Source organism: Hydrotalea sp. GW822-HT8A01 (genome assembly GCF_058798575.1).
Window position 1 is genome coordinate 3,695,559 of record NZ_CM179506.1, and the last position, 20,735, is coordinate 3,716,293.

Below are 20,735 nucleotides of genomic sequence, written 5' to 3' on the forward strand. Positions count from 1 at the left end.
TGAATGAACTCATGTATGCAAGCCCATTCTTAATTTTTTATCACTAATATTGTTACATGCACTTAAAAAAAACGGCAGTAATTATTTTTTTATTTTGTAGCCTTTTATTAGTTTTTACACAGGTAGAATCAAAAACCAATTTCAATACGCGGAATGGAATAGAAATTCATTTAAAAACACCTGCTTTTTTAAGAGAGGGCGATTTGGCATATCTAACCGTAAACATTCACAATAAAACCAATGCCGAATTAACCGGACAAATGCAATTACAACTTACAGATGCAGCAACAGGAAATCCGGTAGATGGCTGGTTTGTCAACACCTTTCCGGTACAGTATTTTACTGCATCCCAAAGAGATAGTGTTGCTATCAATTTTCCAATTCAGGTTCCATACGGATTCAATCAACCTATACTACTTTCTGTAAAAGCAGTATCCGGTAATTGTACAGATAGTGCAAAAAACACAATCCCCATTTTCCCGAACCGTGCCATCATTCATAAAAACTTTTCATGCACATTTCATACAGGCAATGGCAATTCTATTTATTTGAAAGATTTGAACAATGCCAATGAAGAAAGTATTTCCAACAAATCATTTACAGCAATTATTGCAACACAACCAATATGGCAGGCCATAGAAGCCCTGAAAAAATTGCAATTTGCAAACAAAAACAATCCAATGTCAGTTGTATCACAATTCTTTTCCCAACAACTTTTACAAAATTATCAAACATTACCTGCCTGTTTATCATTATTGCCCTCGCCTGTTTTTACGGCATCAAATAACACCCAGCCCACTTCTAAATTCAATTTCTTTCATTTAAGTAGTAATGCACCACAAAAAGAATTGCAAGATGAAAATGCTATTGAAAGTTTAAAAAAATTACAACAAACCAATGGCAGTTTTGCAACAGGTTTGAATAAAGAAGTCAATGCACTGCTTACTGCAAAAATTATTACCATCTTAAGTAAGGTATATATAAACCATCAAACTGACAGTGCTACCAAAGCAGCATTATTTCCTTTGATGCAACAGGGATTGTTGTTTGTTCAAAAATCACTATCCAACACAATAGCACCTGATTTAACAACTACAGCATTACTTTACTGCTATAGTAAAAGCCTGTTGAAAAATTGGCTGGTTACCTACCCTTCAAATACTATTCTTTTCAACAGCTTAAAAAAACATGCTACTCAATACACACTGGCTAATCAGGCATTAATGGGAGCCATATTACAACAATATAACGATACCGGATTGCTGTATAAAACTATACTGCAAACCATTCAACAGAGCGTTATTACAAGTGCAAACAATGCAACTGCAAGCTGGCCATCGGGAACAAAAGATATTTTTTCACCCAATGCGTTTGACACGCAAATTCAGATCATTCAGTTTTTACAAAATGCAGACGTGCACCAATATCCATTTATCAAAACCGTTTTACCCAAAGCCTTACACACATTGGCTTTGCAGATACAACACAATAATAATATTGCCGAAAGCTGGTTAATAGCGCAGGCAGGTGCTTTAATATTGCAGGAAAGAATATTGTTAAATCCTCCTGCTACTCTTACACTGGGGAATCATATTTTTTCAATTGAAAAGAATTGTAACGTTCATATTTCCGGCAATAGCATAGACTCAACTCTGGCCCATATTACTATTCAAACCTCACAAAACGAAACGTCAATCTTTTATGGCAATATTCAATGGCAATATTTGCAGGATGTTGCTGCAATTCCTGCTACCCATCAATCTTGGAAGCTGAGTAAAAAACTTTTTGTACAAAAAACATTCAACCACCAAACACAACTACAGCTTTTATCAGAAAATGAACCACTTGCCATTGGCGATACAATTATGATTCAACTCTCCATTCAAAATACATTACCTTCAGTTAAGGCAGTTACCATTACAGATAATTATTCTGCTTGTATGCAAATCATTGCCCATCCTCGCCAATCAACTGTTCTTGTAGCTGAACAAATCAACCTTTCTGGCAATCATTTTTTCATTGCTTCCCTGCCTAAAGGAAAAACTAATCTGCAATATTTTGCTGTCATTACACAATCCGGACGATTTTCATCGGGCATTGCAAGTATTGCAGCCGAACTTCAGGAATACAAAAGCTATGCGCCTTCAATACAAATCAATGTTTCAGAAAAAAAAATTAGCCTCATCCGGTTCATTTTATTTATATTTTTGAAAAATGGAAGTGGATTATTTAATTGTTGGGCAAGGCATTGCAGGCACTATGCTCAGTTATTATTTATTACAACAAAGCAATACCGTTACTATTATTGATAATTACAATCCGTCATCTGCTTCTAATATTGCCAGCGGTGTAATAAATCCTATTACAGGCAGAAGATTTGTAAGAACCTGGATGATTGAAACTCTTATGCCATTTGCAGTAAACGCCTATCAGGCATTAGAAAAAGAATTGAATATTTCGTTGATACAACAAACCAATTTACTCGATTTTCATTCCACGCCACAAATGCAGCTGGCATTTACCAATCGATTACCCACCGAAACTGAATATTTACGTGTTCCGGAAAATTCGCTTCAATGGAAAAAATATTTTAACTACCCATTCGGTGTTGGCGAAACCCATCCTACCTGGCTGGTGAACCTGCAACTGCTCATTCAAACCTGGCGGAAAAAATTATGTACACAGCAATTACTGATTGCAGAACATTTTAGCATAGAGGCATTACAAATCCATCCCTCTTATATTCAATATCAGGGTATTCAAGCAAAAGCTATTATTTTTTGTAATGGTACACAGGCTGCCAATTTACCTTATTTTCAAAAACTTCCTTTTGCACCCAATAAAGGAGAAGCATTGATTTTAGCAATACAACAATTACCAAGGCAACACATTTATAAACAGAGCCTTAGTCTGGTGCCCTGTCAAAACAACCTGTGGTGGGCAGGGTCTTCGTATGAATGGAATTATGAACACGCTAATCCAACAGAAGTTTTTCGTCAAAAAACCCTGCAACAATTACAGCAATGGCTACAATTGCCTTTTGAAATAAAGGCACATGTTGCTGCTGAGCGGCCTGCCACACTGGAACGAAGACCTTTTATAGGAATGCACCCCTATTTTCCGCAAATTGGCATATTCAATGGATTGGGTACCAAAGGTTGTTCATTGGCACCTTATTTTGCTAAAGTATTCAGCGAACATTTAAAGTATGGTCAGCCACTTATACCGGAGGTGGCCATCCATCGTTTCCATAAAATTTTAGCTCCCTGATTTGTTCATAAAAAATTAATATTGCAGACTATTTGCTTAATTCATCAACCCAAACGAATGAAAGTGCCTCAACCTGCAATTATTGCCAATGGTTTAGCCAATCCAATAGATATGGATATCGATACAATCACTTCCGAAAAACAATATAATATTCCATTAAAATACCGAAAAATGGAAAACCTGCACATAGTTTTCTGGCTGTTTAAAGACATTAGCTGGTGCATGTTTTGGCGCCCGTTAGGCATTGCCATGATTTTTCCAACCCTGATTATTTCTATTGTTATTGCATATCGGACCCGGCAATTCATGTCGGAGTTGTGCCACAATTTGGCCATAACCGTTTGGATTACTGCTAACTCTTATTGGATGATTAGTGAATTTCTCCATTTTGATGAACAAATGGTTTTACCGGGTATCACATTCAAACATCTGGCCATGATTCCCTTTAGCATTGGTATTCTTATTTTGGCCTTCTACTATTTGTATTGGAAACCCAAACACAAAAATGCATTGGATAGTTTGTAAAACAGCAATAGTCGTACTTACACACAACATTATCGGCAAAAGGCCATACAACTAACGGCATAATTCTGCATCCATCAAATCGCATTTCAGCTATATTTGCAGCCCATAAAGTTAGTTATGTTACCGGCTTTTGTAGTAGGTTCAGCTTCGTTGCGTCGCACACTGCAGCGCCTTCCTTACTGCCCGGCAACCTTCTAACAGGGGTTTACCCTTACAAAAAATAACCCATTTTAAAACATACTTTGGCAATATAAATACAAATATTAAAAAAAGAATCATGTATAGAACGCATACCTGTGGAGAATTAAACAGCAACGATGTACAAAAAAATGTAACCCTGGCAGGCTGGGTGCAAACCATTCGGAAATTTGGCAGCATCACTTTTGTAGATATCAGAGACCGGTATGGCATTACGCAACTGCTTTTTAATGAAAGTTTGAACGATACTTTAGAAGCCAATCCTTTAGGCCGCGAATTTGTAATTCAGGCAAAAGGCATGGTGCAGGAAAGAAGCAATAAAAACCCTCAATTAGCTACCGGCGATATTGAAGTAGTGGTGACTGAATTTAGCATTCTAAATAAATCGGCTGTACCACCTTTTACTATTCAGGATGATACCGATGGTGGTGATGATGTGCGCATGAAATACCGATTTCTCGACTTACGCAGAAATACTGTAAAGAAAAATTTAGTGCTTCGATACGAAGTGAGCCGTGCAACCCGCAACTACCTGCACGAACACGGTTTTATGGATATAGAAACGCCTTTCCTTATTAAATCTACCCCCGAAGGGGCCAGAGATTTTGTGGTACCCAGCCGCATGAATCCGGGACAATTTTATGCACTGCCGCAAAGCCCGCAAACATTTAAGCAATTGCTAATGGTAAGCGGTTACGACCGATACTACCAAATTGTAAAATGTTTTAGAGATGAAGATTTAAGAGCCGACCGCCAGCCCGAGTTTACACAAATAGATTGTGAAATGAGTTTTGTGGAACAGGAAGATATTTTAAACATGTTTGAAGGGTTGGTGAAACACATTTTTAAAGCAGTAAAAAATATTGACTATACAGCACCGGTTGAACGCATGTCGTGGGAAGAAGCGATGTGGCAATTTGGAAACGACAAACCCGATATTCGTTTTAATATGCCCCTGTGTAATATTAAATTTCCGGCACATGCATTTTCTGGTAAACAAAATCAGGCACATCTTATTAATGGTGCCGATTTTAAAGTGTTTGATGAAGCCGAAACCGTTATTGCCATTGCCATTCCGGGCTGTAGTGAATATACCCGTAAACAAACCGACGAATTAACCGAATGGATAAAAAGACCACAAATTGGCATGAAAGGCTTGGTATTTATTAAGTACAATACCGATGGAACACTCAAAAGCAGTGTAGATAAGTTTTACAGTGAGGATAAGCTAAAAGCCATTGCAGCCGCAGCCAATGCACAACCCGGCGATTTAATTGTATTATTAGCCGGAACAGAAGAAAAAACACGTAAGGCCATGAGCGAATTGAGGCTTGAAATGGCCAACCGTTTAGGCTTACGCAAAAAAGATGAATTTAAATTATTGTGGGTACTTGATTTTCCATTGTTTGAATATGATTCAGAAGACAACCGATGGGTTGCCAGGCACCATCCTTTCACCTCGCCCAAACCGGAAGACATTGAAACCATGATTCAACACTCGCCAGTTATTACTGATCCTGCAAAATATTTAGAGCACCCCTATGCCAATATAAAAGCCAATGCCTACGATATGGTATTGAATGGCAATGAAATTGGCGGTGGTTCTGTTCGTATTTATCAACGCCAACTCCAGGAAAAAATGTTTGATGCACTGGGTATGGATGAAGCAGAACAACAACACAAATTTGGATTTTTACTCGGTGCATTTGAATATGGTGCACCACCACACGGCGGATTGGCATTTGGGTTCGATCGGCTTTGCGCCATTTTAGGCGGCAGCGAAAGCATCCGCGATTTTATTGCATTCCCCAAAAACAACAGCGGCAGAGATGTGATGTTAGATGCCCCCGGCCCTATTGATGAAAAACAATTTAAAGAGTTACAAATAAAACTGAACCTACAGTAACCGATTCAAATAACAACACCTCAGCAGTCTGAAATATTGAAACAGTAAAAAATAAGTATGAAAATATTAAGTATTTATAGAATTCTTACCATCATTTTACTTCCCTTTGCTACCCTGTTTGGCTTTGAGAGTGTAATTTCCATTTTTGCCGGCATTGGCAATCCAACTGTTATGCTAAGTGCTGTGATATTGGCCTGTGTGGTAATTTATATTTTTGCCAGTGCTGTTTTTTTATACAAAGGCATCTTAAAAAACAGCCCTTGTAAAGCAACCTTGAAAGATTGGATTAAAATTAATGCTGCAATAGCTATTATCTTTTCAGTATTAGCCATTATATCTTGTGTTTCCATTTTATATTTCTTTTCCAACAAGGACATGTATGCCAAATTTTTAGCTGTATTAAACGAATCTAAACCAGCTAACTTGCCTGCCAACATCACTTCATCCGAATTAATGGCTGCCATGCACAATGCCATTTTAATTATGCTGCCTTTTTCTATTGTTTTATTTGTGCATATTTTAACCACCTACCAACTCATGAAAAAATATGCAGCTTTATTCTTAAAATAATTTTTTGTTGGCCATACCCTGAATATTTTTTTTTACTTTTCAGGCATGAACACAATGCCTCCTTTGGCGGAAAGAATGCGTCCAAAGTCTTTACAGGAATTATCCGGCCAACAGCACCTTACCGGAAAAGACAGTATTCTCAATAAAGCGCTGATACAAGGTTATATTCCTTCCATTATTTTATGGGGACCACCTGGCGTGGGTAAAACAACCTTAGCCAATATTATTGCTAATACTTTACAGGTACCTTACTTTCAACTCAGCGCCATTAGCAGCGGCGTAAAAGAAGTAAGAGAAGTCATTGAAACAGCCAGGCAAACCAAACGTGCCATTTTATTTATAGATGAAATTCATCGCTTCAACAAAGGCCAACAGGATGCATTATTAGGCGCTGTTGAACAAGGCATTATTACCTTAATTGGTGCAACAACCGAAAATCCTTCTTTCGAAGTTAATGCAGCTTTGCTGAGCCGTTGCCAGGTATATCTTTTAAAACCATTACAGGAAAATGATTTGTTGCAACTATTGCAAACCGCTATTGAGAAAGATGCAACTCTGCAAACCTACTCCATTCAATTAAAAGAAACCATTGCGCTATTGCAACTTTCCGGAGGTGATGCCCGAAAATTGCTCAATTTATTTGAACTGGTTATTCTATCCTCCAAAGAAAAAAATATTACAATTACCAACGAAATGGTAACAGCCATTGCCCAACAAAAAGTGGCGCTGTATGATAAAAATGGCGAGCAACACTATGATATTATTTCTGCCTTTATTAAAAGCATGCGGGGAAGCGATCCGAATGCTGCTGTATACTGGCTGGCACGTATGATAGAAGGCGGGGAAGATGTTAAATTTATTGCCCGGCGTATGGTTATTTTTGCCAGTGAAGATATTGGCAACGCCAATCCCAATGCGTTATTATTGGCCAATGCCACTTTTGATGCAGTGAATAAAATCGGATATCCGGAAAGCAGAATTATTTTAAGCCAGTGTGCCACGTATTTAGCAGGTTCACCAAAAAGTAATGCTGCATACGAAGCCATTAATAAAGCATTGCAAACAGCAAGAACTACCGGCGATCTTTCCGTTCCATTACACATTCGCAATGCCCCTACTACTTTAATGAAAAATTTAGATTATGGAAAAAACTACCAATATCCGCATTTGGGTGAAGGTAATTTTTTGAATCAGGAATATTTGCCCAAAGAAATATCTGGCACAACGTTTTATTCACCCGGAAACAATGCCAGAGAAAATGAAATCAGAAAATTTTTAAAAGAACGCTGGAAAAACAAATACAATTACTAATCTTCAAAACCATCTTTCTATTTATCTTTAAACAATAAACAAATGCTATGAGAAAATTTTATTGCACCCTACTGCTTTTAGCAGTTAGCTCTTCAGCTATTTATAGCCAAACCATTATTGACCGCGATCCTGAAATTGCAGCAATGGTAAAAGAAGTATCTTCCGATTCACTACACAGTTACATTAAAACTTTAGTAAACTTTGGCACACGCAATACGCTCAGCACACAAACCAATCCTAAAAGAGGTATTGGTGCAGCCAGAAAATGGGTATTACAAAAATTCAATGAATTTGCTACTGCCAGTAACGGCCGTTTAACTGCTTTTATTGACACGGTTACGTATCATCCGGATGGAAAAAGAGTAGATAGTACCATTATTTTAGGCAATGTAATAGCTACTTTAAAAGGCACTGATCCGAACGACCATCGTGTTTTTATTATCAGCGGGCATTTAGATAATATGCGCACCAATGTAATGGATCGGGTAAATGATGCACCCGGTGCCAACGACGACGGCAGCGGTTCAGCAGCTGTAATTGAATGTGCCAGAATTATGAGCCGACATGCTTTTCCTGCTACTGTAATTTTTGTAACAGTGAGTGGAGAAGAGCAGGGTTTATTAGGTGCATACTATATGGCCAAAAAAGCCAAAAAAGAAGGTTGGGATATTGAAGCTGTACTAAACAACGATATCATGGGCAGCAACAACAGCAGCGAAACCAATATTATTGACAATACAAGAATCAGAGTTTTTAGCGAAGGATTACCGGCTTATGAAACAGAAAAACAAGCCAAACGTATTCGGGCATTAGGTTTGGAAAACGACGGTAAGGCCCGTCAGTTAGCCCGTTATGTAAAAGAAATTGGCGAAAGATATGTAGACAATATTCAGGTGGTAATGATTTACAGAAACGACCGCTTTTTAAGAGGTGGCGACCACTTGCCCTATGTTGAAAATGGTTTTGCTGCAGTAAGGTTTACTGAAATGAATGAAAACTATTACCACCAACATCAGGATGTAAGAAAAGAAAATGGCATTCAATATGGCGATTTGCCTGAATTTATGGACTATGAATACCTAAGAAAAAACACAGCCATTAACTTAGCCAACCTTGCAAATTTAGCCAAAGCACCTGCCATGCCACAAAATGTAACTGTAGAAGTAAAAAAATTAAGCAATTATACCAGCCTGCATTGGGATAAACCCGCCACCGGCAACGTAAAGGGATATTATATTTTAATGCGGGAAACTACCAGCGCTTTCTGGCAAAAGAAATTATTTACCACTGCTACCAGTGCTGATCTGCCATATTCTAAGGACAATTATTTTTTTGCAGTACAATCAGTTGGTGAAGCTGGGAATGAAAGTCTGCCTGTGGTGCCTGGTATTGAAGGAAGATAAACATTGAAGCTTCTTAATTATTTTAGTATTCAGTGGCATACTTTTATAACCAGTAAAGCGTGTGAATACCAGCCAGCAATAGATAATAGAAAACTGTTTTGAAAACTGTAGCCTATTTGCAACCAAAGTTTTAATTAATTTTATTGCCATCAACATAGCTGCATGAAAATCAACAATAGTTGCTGTTATCTTTTTTTTGTTGCATTTACCTTAACAGGTTTCATGGCCTGCAACAAAAAAAATATGGTATCCAATAATGGGTCATTAACAGCTCAAACTATCAAGAATGTATCTTATGGAAATGACCCGTTACAAAAAATGGATGTTTACTTACCTGCCGGAAGAAATACCCTCCATACCAAAGCATTAATCCTCATTCATGGAGGCGCATGGACATCAGGAGATAAAGCTGATTTTGATACCGCTATACAAACCCTACAAAACAGTTTACCCAATTTTGCATTGTGCAATATCAATTACCGTTTGGCAACCATTCAGGGAGCCAATGTATGGCCTGCACAATTATCAGATATCAACAGCGCATTTCAATTCATTCAACAGCAACAAGCAAAGTATATTATCAATGCCGGCAAATCGGCTGTATTTGGCGCCAGAGCAGGTGCTCAATTAGCTTTACTATTAGGTTATACCCATCCCAATAAAATAAAAGCAGTGGTTGATTTATTTGACCTCACTGATTTAGCTGCGTTGTATTATAATGCGCCGAATCCAACATATCCGGCACTGATATCTATTTTCATGAGTGGAACACCTGCTACTAACATACCAGGCCACATCAGTTCCAACCCGTTATATTTAGTTATCACAGCCAACCTGCCATCCACCATTATCTTTCACGGAACGGCTGATGATGTGATACCCATTAGCCAAAGTGATAGTTTAAATAACCGGCTGATTCAGTACAATATAACCCATCAATATAATCAATATGCAGGTGCAGGACATGGGTGGACAGGAGTAAACTTAATTGACACATACAACAAAAGCATCCAGTTTTTACAACAAATAATGCCCGATTAAACCTACAAAAAATAATTTTAGAATGGAAGATAGCAATAAAAGTATTGATTGGCAGATAAAAGCATTTCATACATTAACACCCGATGAATTATATAACCTGCTAAGACTAAGAAGTGAAGTATTTGTAGTGGAGCAAAATTGCGTGTTTTTAGATATGGATAATAAAGACCAATTCAGCTACCATTGCATGGGATTTGTGAATAATCAGTTGGCCGCTTATACCCGTTTAATAGCACCGGGCAAGGTATACCGATTTATGAGTATAGGAAGAGTGGTTACTGCACCAAATTTTCGTAAACAGAAAATAGGGCGTGCATTAATGCTACATTCAATTGCATCTTGCTATGAATTGTTTGGAAAAGCTCCTATACAAATTGGTGCGCAATTGTATTTAAAACAGTTTTATGAATCGCTTGGTTTTGTACAAAGCAGTGATGTATATGATGAAGATGGAATAGATCACATAGAAATGATTAAACAGCCAGATTAAATGTATGGGAATTAGCCTACTAAATAAGCATAGTGATTACCAACAGTTATAGTGCATAAAAGGATATTATATGAGTAAAGCAAGAATCCCGGGTAATTTTGTATAGTTGAAAATAAAGAAAATATATGCGTAAAAACGGATTTATCATTATACTGGCATTATTGGTGATTATTGTGTTGGGTACAGTTTTTTATACATCTGCACGGACAACCGGATGCAGCTACTGTTTTATTCATGCGCTTTGCAACCAAAACTAACATAGAATCATATACCAAATAAGATAAGTATCATAAAACATAAAGCGACCGAAAATTACTTCCCGGTCGCTTTTTATATATCAGTAATGCTATTTATGCATGAATGGTACTTCCATCTTTAATATCATCACTTGGATTACTAATTATTTCTTCACCGGGTTGTATTGCACCATACACTTCAATCTGAGTGCCATCATCATTTCCGGTATGTACATCTACTTTAACTGCTTTTCCATTTCTGACAACAATTACATACTTTCTTTCAGTAGATGTAACAACTGCTGATTTAGGAACAGACATAGCGTTCGGATTACCTTTTGTAAATAATTGCACTTCTACAAACATACCCGGAGAAAGCAGGTAATTATTATTGTATACGTCAACTTCCATCCGTTGGGTTCTAAATTGAGGATTAACATTATAAGAATTTCTGCTTACAAAACCAATATTCCTTTTTCCCGGAAAAGCACTGGTATAAAAGGCAATTGTATCTTTATCTTTAAAATGAGCAGCAATATCTTCCGGTACATCAATTTGTAAACGCAGGTGTGCTATATCTTTCAGTTCTAACATACGTTGATCTTTAATGGCTGCACTTACCAGCGCACCGGGATGCACATTTCTTTCAGTTATCACTCCGGAAAAAGGTGCAAACACTTTTAAATAGCCCAGCATGGTTTCCTGGTATTTCCAGTTAGCTTTTTCGGCATTACTTAATGAACTATCGGCTTGCACTTTGGTTCGCGCTGCAGATACATCTAATGGAGAAATAGCACCGGGTGTTTTAGCTGCTTCTAACAAACGAACATAATTTTCTTTGTCAATAGACAAATCTGCCTTAGATCGTTCGTATCTTTCTTTGGCTTGTAACATGGCTTGTTCTAATTCCGGATCTTCCAATACCATTAAAAGCTGGCCTTTTGAAACCCTGGAACCAATATCCACCAAAACACTGTTTACATAGCCATTCACTTTGGGAAAGATACTTACTTCCTGATAGGCAGCAAGTTTGGCCGGTAATTTTAATGCCACACTTACGCCACCTTTCTTTACAGTTGCTATCGTATAATGTGTGGTGGTATCTACTGTAGGCGGGTCTTTTTGCTTTTCTACTTTTTTAGAAGAGCAGGATGCAAGCATCAATAAAGTACCGAAAAGAACAATATAATATTTCATTGTGGTAAATTTTATAGTTAATTATTGAATAACATGAATTGCATATAAAATAGTTATTTTATGTTATGCGGGATTGGGTGCATGATCATCTTTTACCTCATCTTCAGGCAACAGAGATACATCCCTGAATGAAGCTTTTTGCTGTACCCATCCATATACCAAAGGCACTATGAATAAGGCAGCTACTGTAGATGCAGCCAATCCGCCTATCACCGCACGACCTAATGGAGCTGATTCATCGCCTGCTTCACCCAAACCACTTGCCATAGGTATCATACCTGCTATCATGGCAAGGCTGGTCATTAAGATAGGTCTTAGCCTGATACTGGCAGCTACTACTGCTGCTTTAAACGGATCTTTATATTCTAACCGTAAAGATTCAGCATTGGTTACAATAAGAATGGCATTAGCTACCGATACACCCGTTGACATAATAATACCCATATAGGATTGCAGGTTCAGCGTTGCACCTGTGGCCAGCAACATGAGCATGGAACCCAGCAATACTGCAGGTACAGTTGCCAATACTGATACTGCTAAACCAAATGATTGATAATTTGCTGCCAATAACAACAATATTACAATAATGGCTGCTAACAATCCACTTTGCAATGAATCTAATGTTTCAACCAGCAGCGAAGACATTCCTTTTACCTGTGTAACTAATCCGGATGGCGGTGTGCCAGATTGATGAATCGCTGCCTGCACTGCAGTAGTAGCAGCTCCTAAATCTTTTTTATAAATGTTGGCACTAATTACAACAAAACGTCTGGGGCCACTTCTGTCATATTCACCCGGTAAACTATCTACTGAAAGCGTAGCTACATCTGATAGCACCGGTCTGGCCTGTCCTTTTACCAGCGGAGTAGCCTGTAATTCTTCCAATGAATTCATGGCATATTCCGGAATTTGTACCTGTGTTTGATAGGTATAAGAGTTATTGGGATCTAACCAGAAATTTTTATTGGTATAACGACTGGAAGATGTACTGGCAGTAATACTTCGCGAAACATTATCAATGGTTAAACCCATTAACGCCAATTTTTCACGATCTACTTTTATATTGATGGTAGGATATTTTAAAGGCTCTGCAATTTGCACATCGCGCAGAAAAGGAATTGCCTTCATATTTCCCATTACCCGATTGGCATAATTCTCAATATCGGTCATATTCTTACCCGCTACGCGAACCTCAATGGGTGTTGATGCACCTTGTGCCATAATTTTCTCGGTTAATTCAATGGGCTCAAAAGAAATTTTAATATCAGGATATGCTTTGGCAATGGCATACCGTAATTTTTCTTTTAAGTTTTCCATATTCACCTTATACTTTTCATTCAAATTAATTTGAATAACGGCTTCATGCGTACCACTATTAAAAATATATAAATTACTGGTACCAAAATTACTGGGTACCAAACCTACGTAAGCAGAAGATATTTCAACATTATTATCAACTGTTGAATCAATAATATTCAAAACACCTTTGGTAGCCCGCTCTGTAACTTCTAAACGGGTTCCATCGGGTTCTCTTAACCGAAGTTGCAATTCTCCGGTGTTGGTTTTAGGCAATAAATCTTTACCTATAATCACAAAACAAAATCCGGCTGCTCCAAATGCCAATATCAAATAAACAATTACAATCAGTTTACGCTTGGGTATCCACTTGGTTAAGCGGCTGGCTAATGCCACTTTAATCCGTTGAAAGAAGTTGTCTTCTTCCTGGTGTTCTTCGTCTTCTTTGGTATGCTCAATTACTTCGGCATCTTCCTGCTGGTCTAATGCCAAACCTGCATGTGCATGTTGTTTGGTATGGCTGTATTTGTTGAACATATCTTCTTTCAACAACCAGTTTGAAATAACCGGCACCAAAGTTTGAGCACCTACATAAGATACTATCATTGCAAAAGCAATGGACAATGATAAAGGAAGGAACATGGCTCTTGGTACACCCGACATTACAAATGCAGGGGCAAACACCGCCAGGATACATAATAAAATTAATAAAAGCGGGAACGATATTTCCTGACAGGCATCTAAAATGGCTTGTTTTTTCGGCTTACCCATTTCTAAGTGCTGGTGTATATTTTCAATGGTAACCGTTGCCTGGTCTACCAATATTCCTATGGCCAAAGCCAAACCACTTAGTGTCATGATATTAATGGTTTGCCCTGCGATTTTTAAGAAGAAAACAGCACTCAAAATAGCTACCGGAATGGTAATAATTACCACCACGCTACTGCGCCAATCTTGTAAAAATAGTAGTACCATTAACCCGGTAAGTATGGCGCCCAATATGCCTTCTGTCATTAAACTTTTGGCCGAGTTAATTACAAACACCGATTGGTCAAATGCATATTGAATATGTACATCGCTGGGCAACAAACTTTGCATTTCAGGTAATTTTGAACGCAGGTCTTGCACCACACCCCAGGTTGATGCACTGGCTGTTTTTACTACCGGTATATAAACCGAACGTTTGCCATTAATTAATGCATAGTCTACCGTAATATCCGCCCCATCGGTAACTTTTGCTACATCTTTTACAAAAATGGAAGTAGCATTATTACTTACAATAGGTATATTTTCAAAATCTTTTACTTTGGTTTCCAATGAGTTTACCGAAGTAACATACATGGTACTATCTATCCGTATGTTGCCTGATGGTGAAATGGCATTGTTTTTAGCAATGGCTTCTACCACCTGATCAGCAGATAGGTTAAATGAACTTAGTTTAGTAGGATCAATATTAATTAATACGGTACGTGCATTAGAACCAAAAGGTGGTGGTGCAGACAAGCCCGGTACCGTTGCAAACAAAGGGCGTATCCGCGTAACAGCCAGATCGAAGATGTCTTTTAACGGACGTGTCTTGCTGCTAAACACTAACTCACCAACCGGCAATGAAGAGGCATCAAACCGAATAACGGTAGGTGGTAAGGCACTTGGTGGAAAGAATGCCATGGTTCTATTTACCTGCAAAGCAACCTGTGCTGAGGCTTCCGCCATATTTGCATCCTCATAAAAGGTAAGTTTAATTAAAGTTAAACCCTGAATATTTTTGCTTTCAATATTCTTGACACCATCTATATACAAAAACTGGTCGGCCATACGGGTGGCAAAAAAACCTTCCATTTGTGCGGCAGACATACCGCCATATTGTTCAATTACATAAATGGTAGGAGAATTTAGTTTAGGGAATATATCAATAGGTATGGTTCGTAAAGCCATTACTGCAAACAGCAATAACCCTGCAAACAATACAATTACCGTAATGGGCCTTTTAAGGGCTGCTCGTACCATATAAATTATTTTATTGTTTGGATGAATGAATCAATTGTTCCGGCTGCGGCAGATTTATCTAAGTTAGCCTGCAACCAGTTGGTAATGGTTTGAATATAGTCTGTTTGGCTGCGGTATAATACAAAAGCAGAGTTGGTTAAATCAATCAGATTAATTAAACCGGCATTGTATTGCGCAACTTTTTGATGATAGGCATCGCGAGCCGATTGTAACTGAATGGGTATTTCCTGCAAATTTTTCTGAATGATGTCAATAGAAGCCAATGACTTTTGATAGGCATTCGATAAATATAATTTTTGCTGTTGCAAATCATAGTCGCTGGATTGTGTAGCAAACTTGTTCACAGCCATCTGATCTTTGCGATGAATACCATCAAATAAATTATAGGTAAATGCCAAACCCAGTGCGTAGTTATACCGTTGGTACCCAAATCCGGTACCGATAGCTTTGTATTGATCCTGATAATCGATGCTGGAACCGCGACCCCAAAAACCACTTGCCAGATAAATTTTAGGCTGATAGGTTTTTTGAATCAAACGTCCCTGAGAAATATACCTGTTCTTAATCTGCTGATAATAATCTATCAATGGATTACCTAAGGTATCTATCTGATTGGTAAAATTATTTTGATTAATCAAGGTATTAAAACGATCTACTGCCGTATCTATATTTAACCGTTGCATGGGTATGCCGGTTAACATAGAGAGTTGTTCGCGTAAGCGAAGCACCACATCTGACTGATTATTTAAATTAATACGCGCTTTGGCTAATTCTGCCTTAGCTAAAGAAGAATCTACACCGGGCTTTAACCCACTGGCAGTTTGTGCTCTAATTACACTAAATAAGGTTTCATAACGCCGAACATTATCTTGTTCTACACCTAACTGTTGTATATTTTTTAATAAGGCCAGATAATAATTCGCAACATTTAGTTTCAGCAGATATGATTCTTTTGCATAATCTGCTTCACTAAATTTTTCATTGGCCTTTGCATCTTCTACACGTGCTTTATTCAATCCAAAATTATACAACTCATACTGGCTGTATATCATACCCAGATTGCCTGAAGCAGCTTGTGAATTATTATCGGCGGTTATGCCACCTGCTGTTGGAATAGCAATTCCCAAAGGAAGAAATGTTCCGGTAACACCATTGGCAGTGGCCATTGTTATCTGATCATGTACCTGAAGTGATGGCAATGCAGCATGTTTGGCATCCATAATACCCGCTTTAGCACTGGCTATTAAAGCCTGCTTACTCATAATAGATGGATAATACTGCAATGCAGAATCTGTTAATTGAGGTAATGAGTAAAATGGCTGGATTGTTTGGCCGGTAACAGTTACACTACTACCTATCCATACAACAATTAGCATACAGCCAATTATTGACTTTCTGTTTAATACAAACATATAACCTGTTGGTTTTTAAAATGAAATAAAAGAAATGATTGGTTTACATACCTACGGGTGGCCCTCTCAGCGCCAGAGTATGCTGAAAGTAAGATACAAAAGATTCCCTATATTTGCAATAGGGAATGCAAATAAATAATAGCGGAATAATGGCTAATACAAAGAAAGTAGAAGCTGCTACAGTTTCGGGCTGATAACGTTTGTTTAAACGAATATTATCTCCCCGTTGAGAACTATTGTGCGTGTAAACTGCTTTTTTAAAATATTGATGCGGCTGATAAGTTTCATGTAAATGAAGCTGTGTATAAATAATTTGATCTTCAGGTACTGCATCAAAATTAAATAGCAACTGTACCCCAAAAAAAAGTATGTACAGGATAAAAAAAAGTAACTTAACAATTAAATTATATGCTTTGTAAAAGCGATGCATGGGTTACTGCTATTTTTACTGCAAAGCTAAACAGGAACAATAAAATTTTTTGTTAGAAATGCAAAGAATAGATTAGAAGTGGATTAGAATTTTTAAATTGCAGCATATTGCATCTGATTATAGATGAAAACACAGCCAATACAAACAGTTGTAAGTATTATCCGCCTACTCTTTTATTTGTTTTCTTTGAAGTAGTTTGAATAAATTGTTTTAATTCTAATGCCAGAAAATGTCCCGTATGGCTGTCTTTTACAGTACACAAACCCTCTGGCGTTCCTTCAAATAATACTTTTCCGCCACCTGCACCACCTTCCGGACCTAAATCAATAACATGATCTGCTTGTTTAATTACATCCAGATTATGTTCAATCACCAATACAGTATTACCCCGGTTCACTAATTTTTGTAATACATCCATTAACAACATAATATCTTGAAGATGGAGACCGGTAGTAGGTTCATCTAAAATATAAAAGGTTTTACCGGTATCTTTTTTTCCTAACTCGGTTGCTAATTTTACCCGTTGTGCCTCACCCCCACTCAATGTTACAGCACTTTGCCCTAAAGTAATATAACCCAGCCCTACTTCTTGTAGTATTTTTATTTTACGATAAATCCAGGGAACAGGTTGAAAAAAATCACAGGCCTCATCTACCGACATATCCAACACATCGCTAATAGATTTGCCTTTATATCTTATTTCAAGTGTTTCGCGGTTGTACCGCTTGCCATTGCATTTTTCGCAGGGCACATATACATCAGGTAAAAAATTCATTTCAATTACACGCATCCCGCCGCCCTCACATACCTCACAACGGCCTGTTTTTACATTAAAAGAAAATCGTCCGGCATTATAGCCGCGTATTTTTGCCTCCGGTACCGATGCAAACAAGGTACGTATATCTGTAAAAAATCCACAATAAGTAGCAGGGTTACTGCGTGGTGTGCGACCAATGGGCGATTGGTCAATTTCAATTACCTTGTCTATATATTCCAACCCTTTAATGGCTTTGAAGGGCATGGGTTTTATGCGCGACTGGTAAGCATGTGCCGCCAATAGCGGATAAAGCGTTTCATTAATCAGGCTAGATTTACCACTACCACTAACACCGGTAACCAATATTAAAGTACCTAAAGGAAAATGTACCGAAACATTCTTTAAATTATTACCCGATGCACCTTTCAATTCAATCAATTGGCCAGTCCCTTTTCGTCTTGCCGCCGGTATAGGAATATGAATGCTTCCATTTAAATAACCGGCTGTGGGTGTTTGTAACTGCATTACTTCTGCAGGTGTGCCTGCAGCAACCACACTACCACCCATTTTACCGGCACGCGGTCCAATATCTATTAAATAGTCGGCAGCCAGCATAATGTCTTTATCATGTTCCACTACCAGCACACTATTACCTATATCTCTTAAATTTTGCAAAGCCTGTATGAGTCTGTGATTATCCCGCTGATGTAATCCGATAGATGGTTCATCTAAAATATAGGTAATACCCTGCAGTTGTGAACCGATTTGTGTAGCAAGCCGTATCCGTTGGCTTTCTCCTCCACTCAATGATCGGGATGGTCGGTTTAAATGCAAATAAGTTAAGCCTACGTTGGTTAAAAACCCTAAACGATCATTAATTTCTTTTAAAACATCTTTGGCAATAACGCTTTGCTTTTCGCTTAATTTTTTGGGTAGTTGCTGAAACCATTGGGTTAATAAATCCAAACTCATATCACCCAATTCTGCAATATTTTTACCATCAATTTTAAACCATAAACTTTCTTTTTTTAAACGGGCACCATTGCAGGAGGGGCAGGTTTTCAGCTCCATAAATTGCTCCACCCATTCTCTGGTAGTTTCAGTACTACCAGAAGAAGTAAACCATCTCTTCAACATAGGAATTATACCTTCAAAAGATCCGGTATATCCCTGGCTTGCTATGAATGCATCGTCTGAGGCATTCAATAAAGTATCGGCATCGTCCGGCAATTCGGTACCGTATAACAATAAATTCAGTTCAGTGTTACTGAGGGTGGCAATAGGTTTATCAATATTGATTTTATGTTTTTTTGCAAATGCAGCCATTTGCTGAAACAATTGGGTGTTTCGCTCCTGACCCAGGGGGGCAATTCCACCATTTTTCACTGAAACATTTTTATCAGGAATAATTTGCGTTAAACTAACTGAATAAATGGAACCCAGGCCCTTACATACCGGGCAGGCACCATAAGGCGAATTAAAAGAAAATGCATTGGGCGATGGCTCTTCATAGCTAATACCGGTATCCATACACATAAGCCTGCTGCTGTATTGCACTAATTTATTGGTATCATTTATCAATAAAAACATCAGATCTTTACCCATTTTTAAAGCCTGCTCCACACTTTTTGTAATACGCAAGTGCATATCCGTTGAAACCGGCATACGGTCAATTACCACTTCAATATCATGCACTTTATACCGGTCAACCTGCAGTTTAGCCGTTAAATCTTTTATCTCACCATCAATTCGTACCTTTAAAAAACCTTTTTTTCTTATTTCTTCAAATAATTCGCGATAGTGCCCCTTGCGGCCTCTTACCAATGGCGCAAGAATAGAAATTTTTTGATTGGGAAATGAAGTATAAATATGATCAATGATTTCTTTTTCAGAGAATTTTACCATCTTTTTCCCGGTTTCATAACTGTAGGCATCTGCTACACGTGCATACAACAAACGTAGAAAATCATACACCTCAGTTACCGTACCTACTGTTGAGCGCGGATTTTTATTAGTAGTTTTTTGTTCTATAGAAATAACGGGCGATAAACCGGTAATTTTATCAACTTCAGGCCGCTCCATATCGCCAATAAACTGGCGGGCATAGGCGCTAAAACTCTCCATGTAACGGCGTTGGCCTTCATTATAAATGGTATCAAAAGCCAGGGATGATTTACCACTGCCACTTACACCGGTAATAACTACCAATTTATTTTTAGGAATAGAAACATCTATATTTTTTAAATTATGTTCCCTTGCACCCATTATTTCAATAGCATCGGTAACACCGGCACCATCTGTCACTATCTTATTCTTCATTTTTTTTGCCATAAAATTGTATCAAAGATAGGAACAAGCCTTTGAAGGAATTGTTGACACGTTTTGCAACAGCATAGAAAGCTAATTCCACCCGATTAAAAAAATATTTGGAGATTTGAAACCACTTATTGTACTTTTGCGCCAGTTCTTTTTTATCACTTATCAAGAAAGGCAGAGGGAATTGGCCCAATGAAGCCTTGGCAACCCATGTTTTTATAACATGAAGGTGCCAACTCCATCCCATACCAATGGGAAAGATAAGTCAGTCAATTTTTATTTACATCCCCCTAATATATAGATGTATTATATAAAGCCTGCCTGATTTATCAATGGCGGGCTTTTTTGTTACCGGTTCTTTTGTCCAGAT

At 37.9% G+C, this 20,735-nt stretch carries 14 protein-coding genes and 1 riboswitch; of the genes, 9 read left to right on the forward strand and 5 right to left on the reverse strand.

Translation table 11 applies throughout. The features are described 5' to 3' along the window. Positions 1-56 precede the first annotated feature (56 nt). The 9 genes from AC3QLY_RS16370 (at position 57) to AC3QLY_RS16410 (ending at position 10,714) form a co-directional block, all read left to right on the forward strand. The gene (locus tag AC3QLY_RS16370) at positions 57-2,309 is read left to right on the forward strand and encodes a hypothetical protein (protein WP_492990137.1); all 2,253 of its coding nucleotides are present in this window, start codon (positions 57-59) and stop codon (positions 2,307-2,309) included. After that, positions 2,215-3,270: an NAD(P)/FAD-dependent oxidoreductase gene (locus tag AC3QLY_RS16375; RefSeq protein WP_075051536.1), complete on the forward strand. Its 1,056-nt coding sequence runs from the start codon at positions 2,215-2,217 to the stop codon at positions 3,268-3,270. Before AC3QLY_RS16370 ends, AC3QLY_RS16375 begins: the two co-directional genes overlap by 95 nt. Positions 3,271-3,327: 57 nt before the next feature. After that, complete coding sequence (locus AC3QLY_RS16380) at positions 3,328-3,795, forward strand: hypothetical protein (RefSeq protein ID WP_492990139.1); 468 nt, start codon at positions 3,328-3,330, stop codon at positions 3,793-3,795. Positions 3,796-4,072: 277 nt separating this feature from the next. Next, entirely contained in the window at positions 4,073-5,899 is a 1,827-nt protein-coding gene (gene aspS, locus AC3QLY_RS16385) for an aspartate--tRNA ligase (protein ID WP_218331374.1), read from the forward strand. A gap of 57 nt (positions 5,900-5,956) precedes the next feature. Next, complete coding sequence (locus AC3QLY_RS16390; RefSeq protein ID WP_075051534.1) at positions 5,957-6,469, forward strand: hypothetical protein; 513 nt, start codon at positions 5,957-5,959, stop codon at positions 6,467-6,469. Between the two features lie 45 nt (positions 6,470-6,514). Continuing rightward, on the forward strand, positions 6,515-7,780 hold the full coding sequence (locus AC3QLY_RS16395; RefSeq protein ID WP_288096592.1) for a replication-associated recombination protein A: 1,266 nt from the start codon (positions 6,515-6,517) through the stop codon (positions 7,778-7,780). Between the two features lie 47 nt (positions 7,781-7,827). After that, positions 7,828-9,183 (forward strand): M20/M25/M40 family metallo-hydrolase, encoded by a 1,356-nt coding sequence (locus AC3QLY_RS16400; protein WP_218331373.1) that lies wholly within the window; start codon positions 7,828-7,830, stop codon positions 9,181-9,183. A 222-nt stretch (positions 9,184-9,405) separates the two neighbouring features. After that, a complete protein-coding gene (locus AC3QLY_RS16405) occupies positions 9,406-10,224 on the forward strand; it encodes an alpha/beta hydrolase (protein WP_179853193.1) in 819 nt (272 codons plus the stop codon). Positions 10,225-10,246: 22 nt separating this feature from the next. Next, entirely contained in the window at positions 10,247-10,714 is a 468-nt protein-coding gene (locus AC3QLY_RS16410) for a GNAT family N-acetyltransferase (protein ID WP_074419153.1), read from the forward strand. A 350-nt stretch (positions 10,715-11,064) separates the two neighbouring features. Here AC3QLY_RS16410 and AC3QLY_RS16415 read toward each other — a convergent pair whose 3' ends face one another. From AC3QLY_RS16415 to uvrA, 5 genes are all read right to left on the reverse strand, one after another. Then, entirely contained in the window at positions 11,065-12,147 is a 1,083-nt protein-coding gene (locus tag AC3QLY_RS16415) for an efflux RND transporter periplasmic adaptor subunit (protein ID WP_074419152.1), read from the reverse strand. Between the two features lie 63 nt (positions 12,148-12,210). After that, positions 12,211-15,450 (reverse strand): efflux RND transporter permease subunit, encoded by a 3,240-nt coding sequence (locus AC3QLY_RS16420; protein ID WP_081298643.1) that lies wholly within the window; start codon positions 15,448-15,450, stop codon positions 12,211-12,213. 5 nt (positions 15,451-15,455) lie between these two features. Beyond that, positions 15,456-16,826, reverse strand: coding sequence for a TolC family protein (locus AC3QLY_RS16425; RefSeq protein ID WP_179852345.1), 1,371 nt, complete (start codon positions 16,824-16,826; stop codon positions 15,456-15,458). A gap of 79 nt (positions 16,827-16,905) precedes the next feature. Continuing rightward, a complete protein-coding gene (locus tag AC3QLY_RS16430) occupies positions 16,906-17,292 on the reverse strand; it encodes a hypothetical protein (protein ID WP_074419149.1) in 387 nt (128 codons plus the stop codon). Positions 17,293-17,449: 157 nt separating this feature from the next. Continuing rightward, the gene (uvrA, locus tag AC3QLY_RS16435) at positions 17,450-20,368 is read right to left on the reverse strand and encodes an excinuclease ABC subunit UvrA (RefSeq protein WP_074419157.1); all 2,919 of its coding nucleotides are present in this window, start codon (positions 20,366-20,368) and stop codon (positions 17,450-17,452) included. Between the two features lie 156 nt (positions 20,369-20,524). Then, positions 20,525-20,632: riboswitch (SAM riboswitch) on the forward strand. The last annotated feature ends 103 nt before the right edge of the window (positions 20,633-20,735 follow it).

Bases quoted from the DNA above. Each gene is read 5' to 3' on its own strand.
- AC3QLY_RS16410 (WP_074419153.1), top strand. From the start codon at position 10,247: ATGGAAGATAGCAATAAAAGTATTGATTGGCAGATAAAAGCATTTCAT.
- AC3QLY_RS16390 (WP_075051534.1), top strand. From the start codon at position 5,957: ATGAAAATATTAAGTATTTATAGAATTCTTACCATCATTTTACTTCCC.
- uvrA (WP_074419157.1), bottom strand. From the start codon at position 20,368: ATGAAGAATAAGATAGTGACAGATGGTGCCGGTGTTACCGATGCTATT.
- aspS (WP_218331374.1), top strand. From the start codon at position 4,073: ATGTATAGAACGCATACCTGTGGAGAATTAAACAGCAACGATGTACAA.
- AC3QLY_RS16405 (WP_179853193.1), top strand. From the start codon at position 9,406: ATGGCCTGCAACAAAAAAAATATGGTATCCAATAATGGGTCATTAACA.
- AC3QLY_RS16420 (WP_081298643.1), bottom strand. From the start codon at position 15,450: ATGGTACGAGCAGCCCTTAAAAGGCCCATTACGGTAATTGTATTGTTT.
- AC3QLY_RS16375 (WP_075051536.1), top strand. From the start codon at position 2,215: ATGGAAGTGGATTATTTAATTGTTGGGCAAGGCATTGCAGGCACTATG.
- AC3QLY_RS16380 (WP_492990139.1), top strand. From the start codon at position 3,328: ATGAAAGTGCCTCAACCTGCAATTATTGCCAATGGTTTAGCCAATCCA.
- AC3QLY_RS16400 (WP_218331373.1), top strand. From the start codon at position 7,828: ATGAGAAAATTTTATTGCACCCTACTGCTTTTAGCAGTTAGCTCTTCA.
- AC3QLY_RS16370 (WP_492990137.1), top strand. From the start codon at position 57: ATGCACTTAAAAAAAACGGCAGTAATTATTTTTTTATTTTGTAGCCTT.
- AC3QLY_RS16430 (WP_074419149.1), bottom strand. From the start codon at position 17,292: ATGCATCGCTTTTACAAAGCATATAATTTAATTGTTAAGTTACTTTTT.
- AC3QLY_RS16415 (WP_074419152.1), bottom strand. From the start codon at position 12,147: ATGAAATATTATATTGTTCTTTTCGGTACTTTATTGATGCTTGCATCC.
- AC3QLY_RS16425 (WP_179852345.1), bottom strand. From the start codon at position 16,826: ATGCTAATTGTTGTATGGATAGGTAGTAGTGTAACTGTTACCGGCCAA.
- AC3QLY_RS16395 (WP_288096592.1), top strand. From the start codon at position 6,515: ATGAACACAATGCCTCCTTTGGCGGAAAGAATGCGTCCAAAGTCTTTA.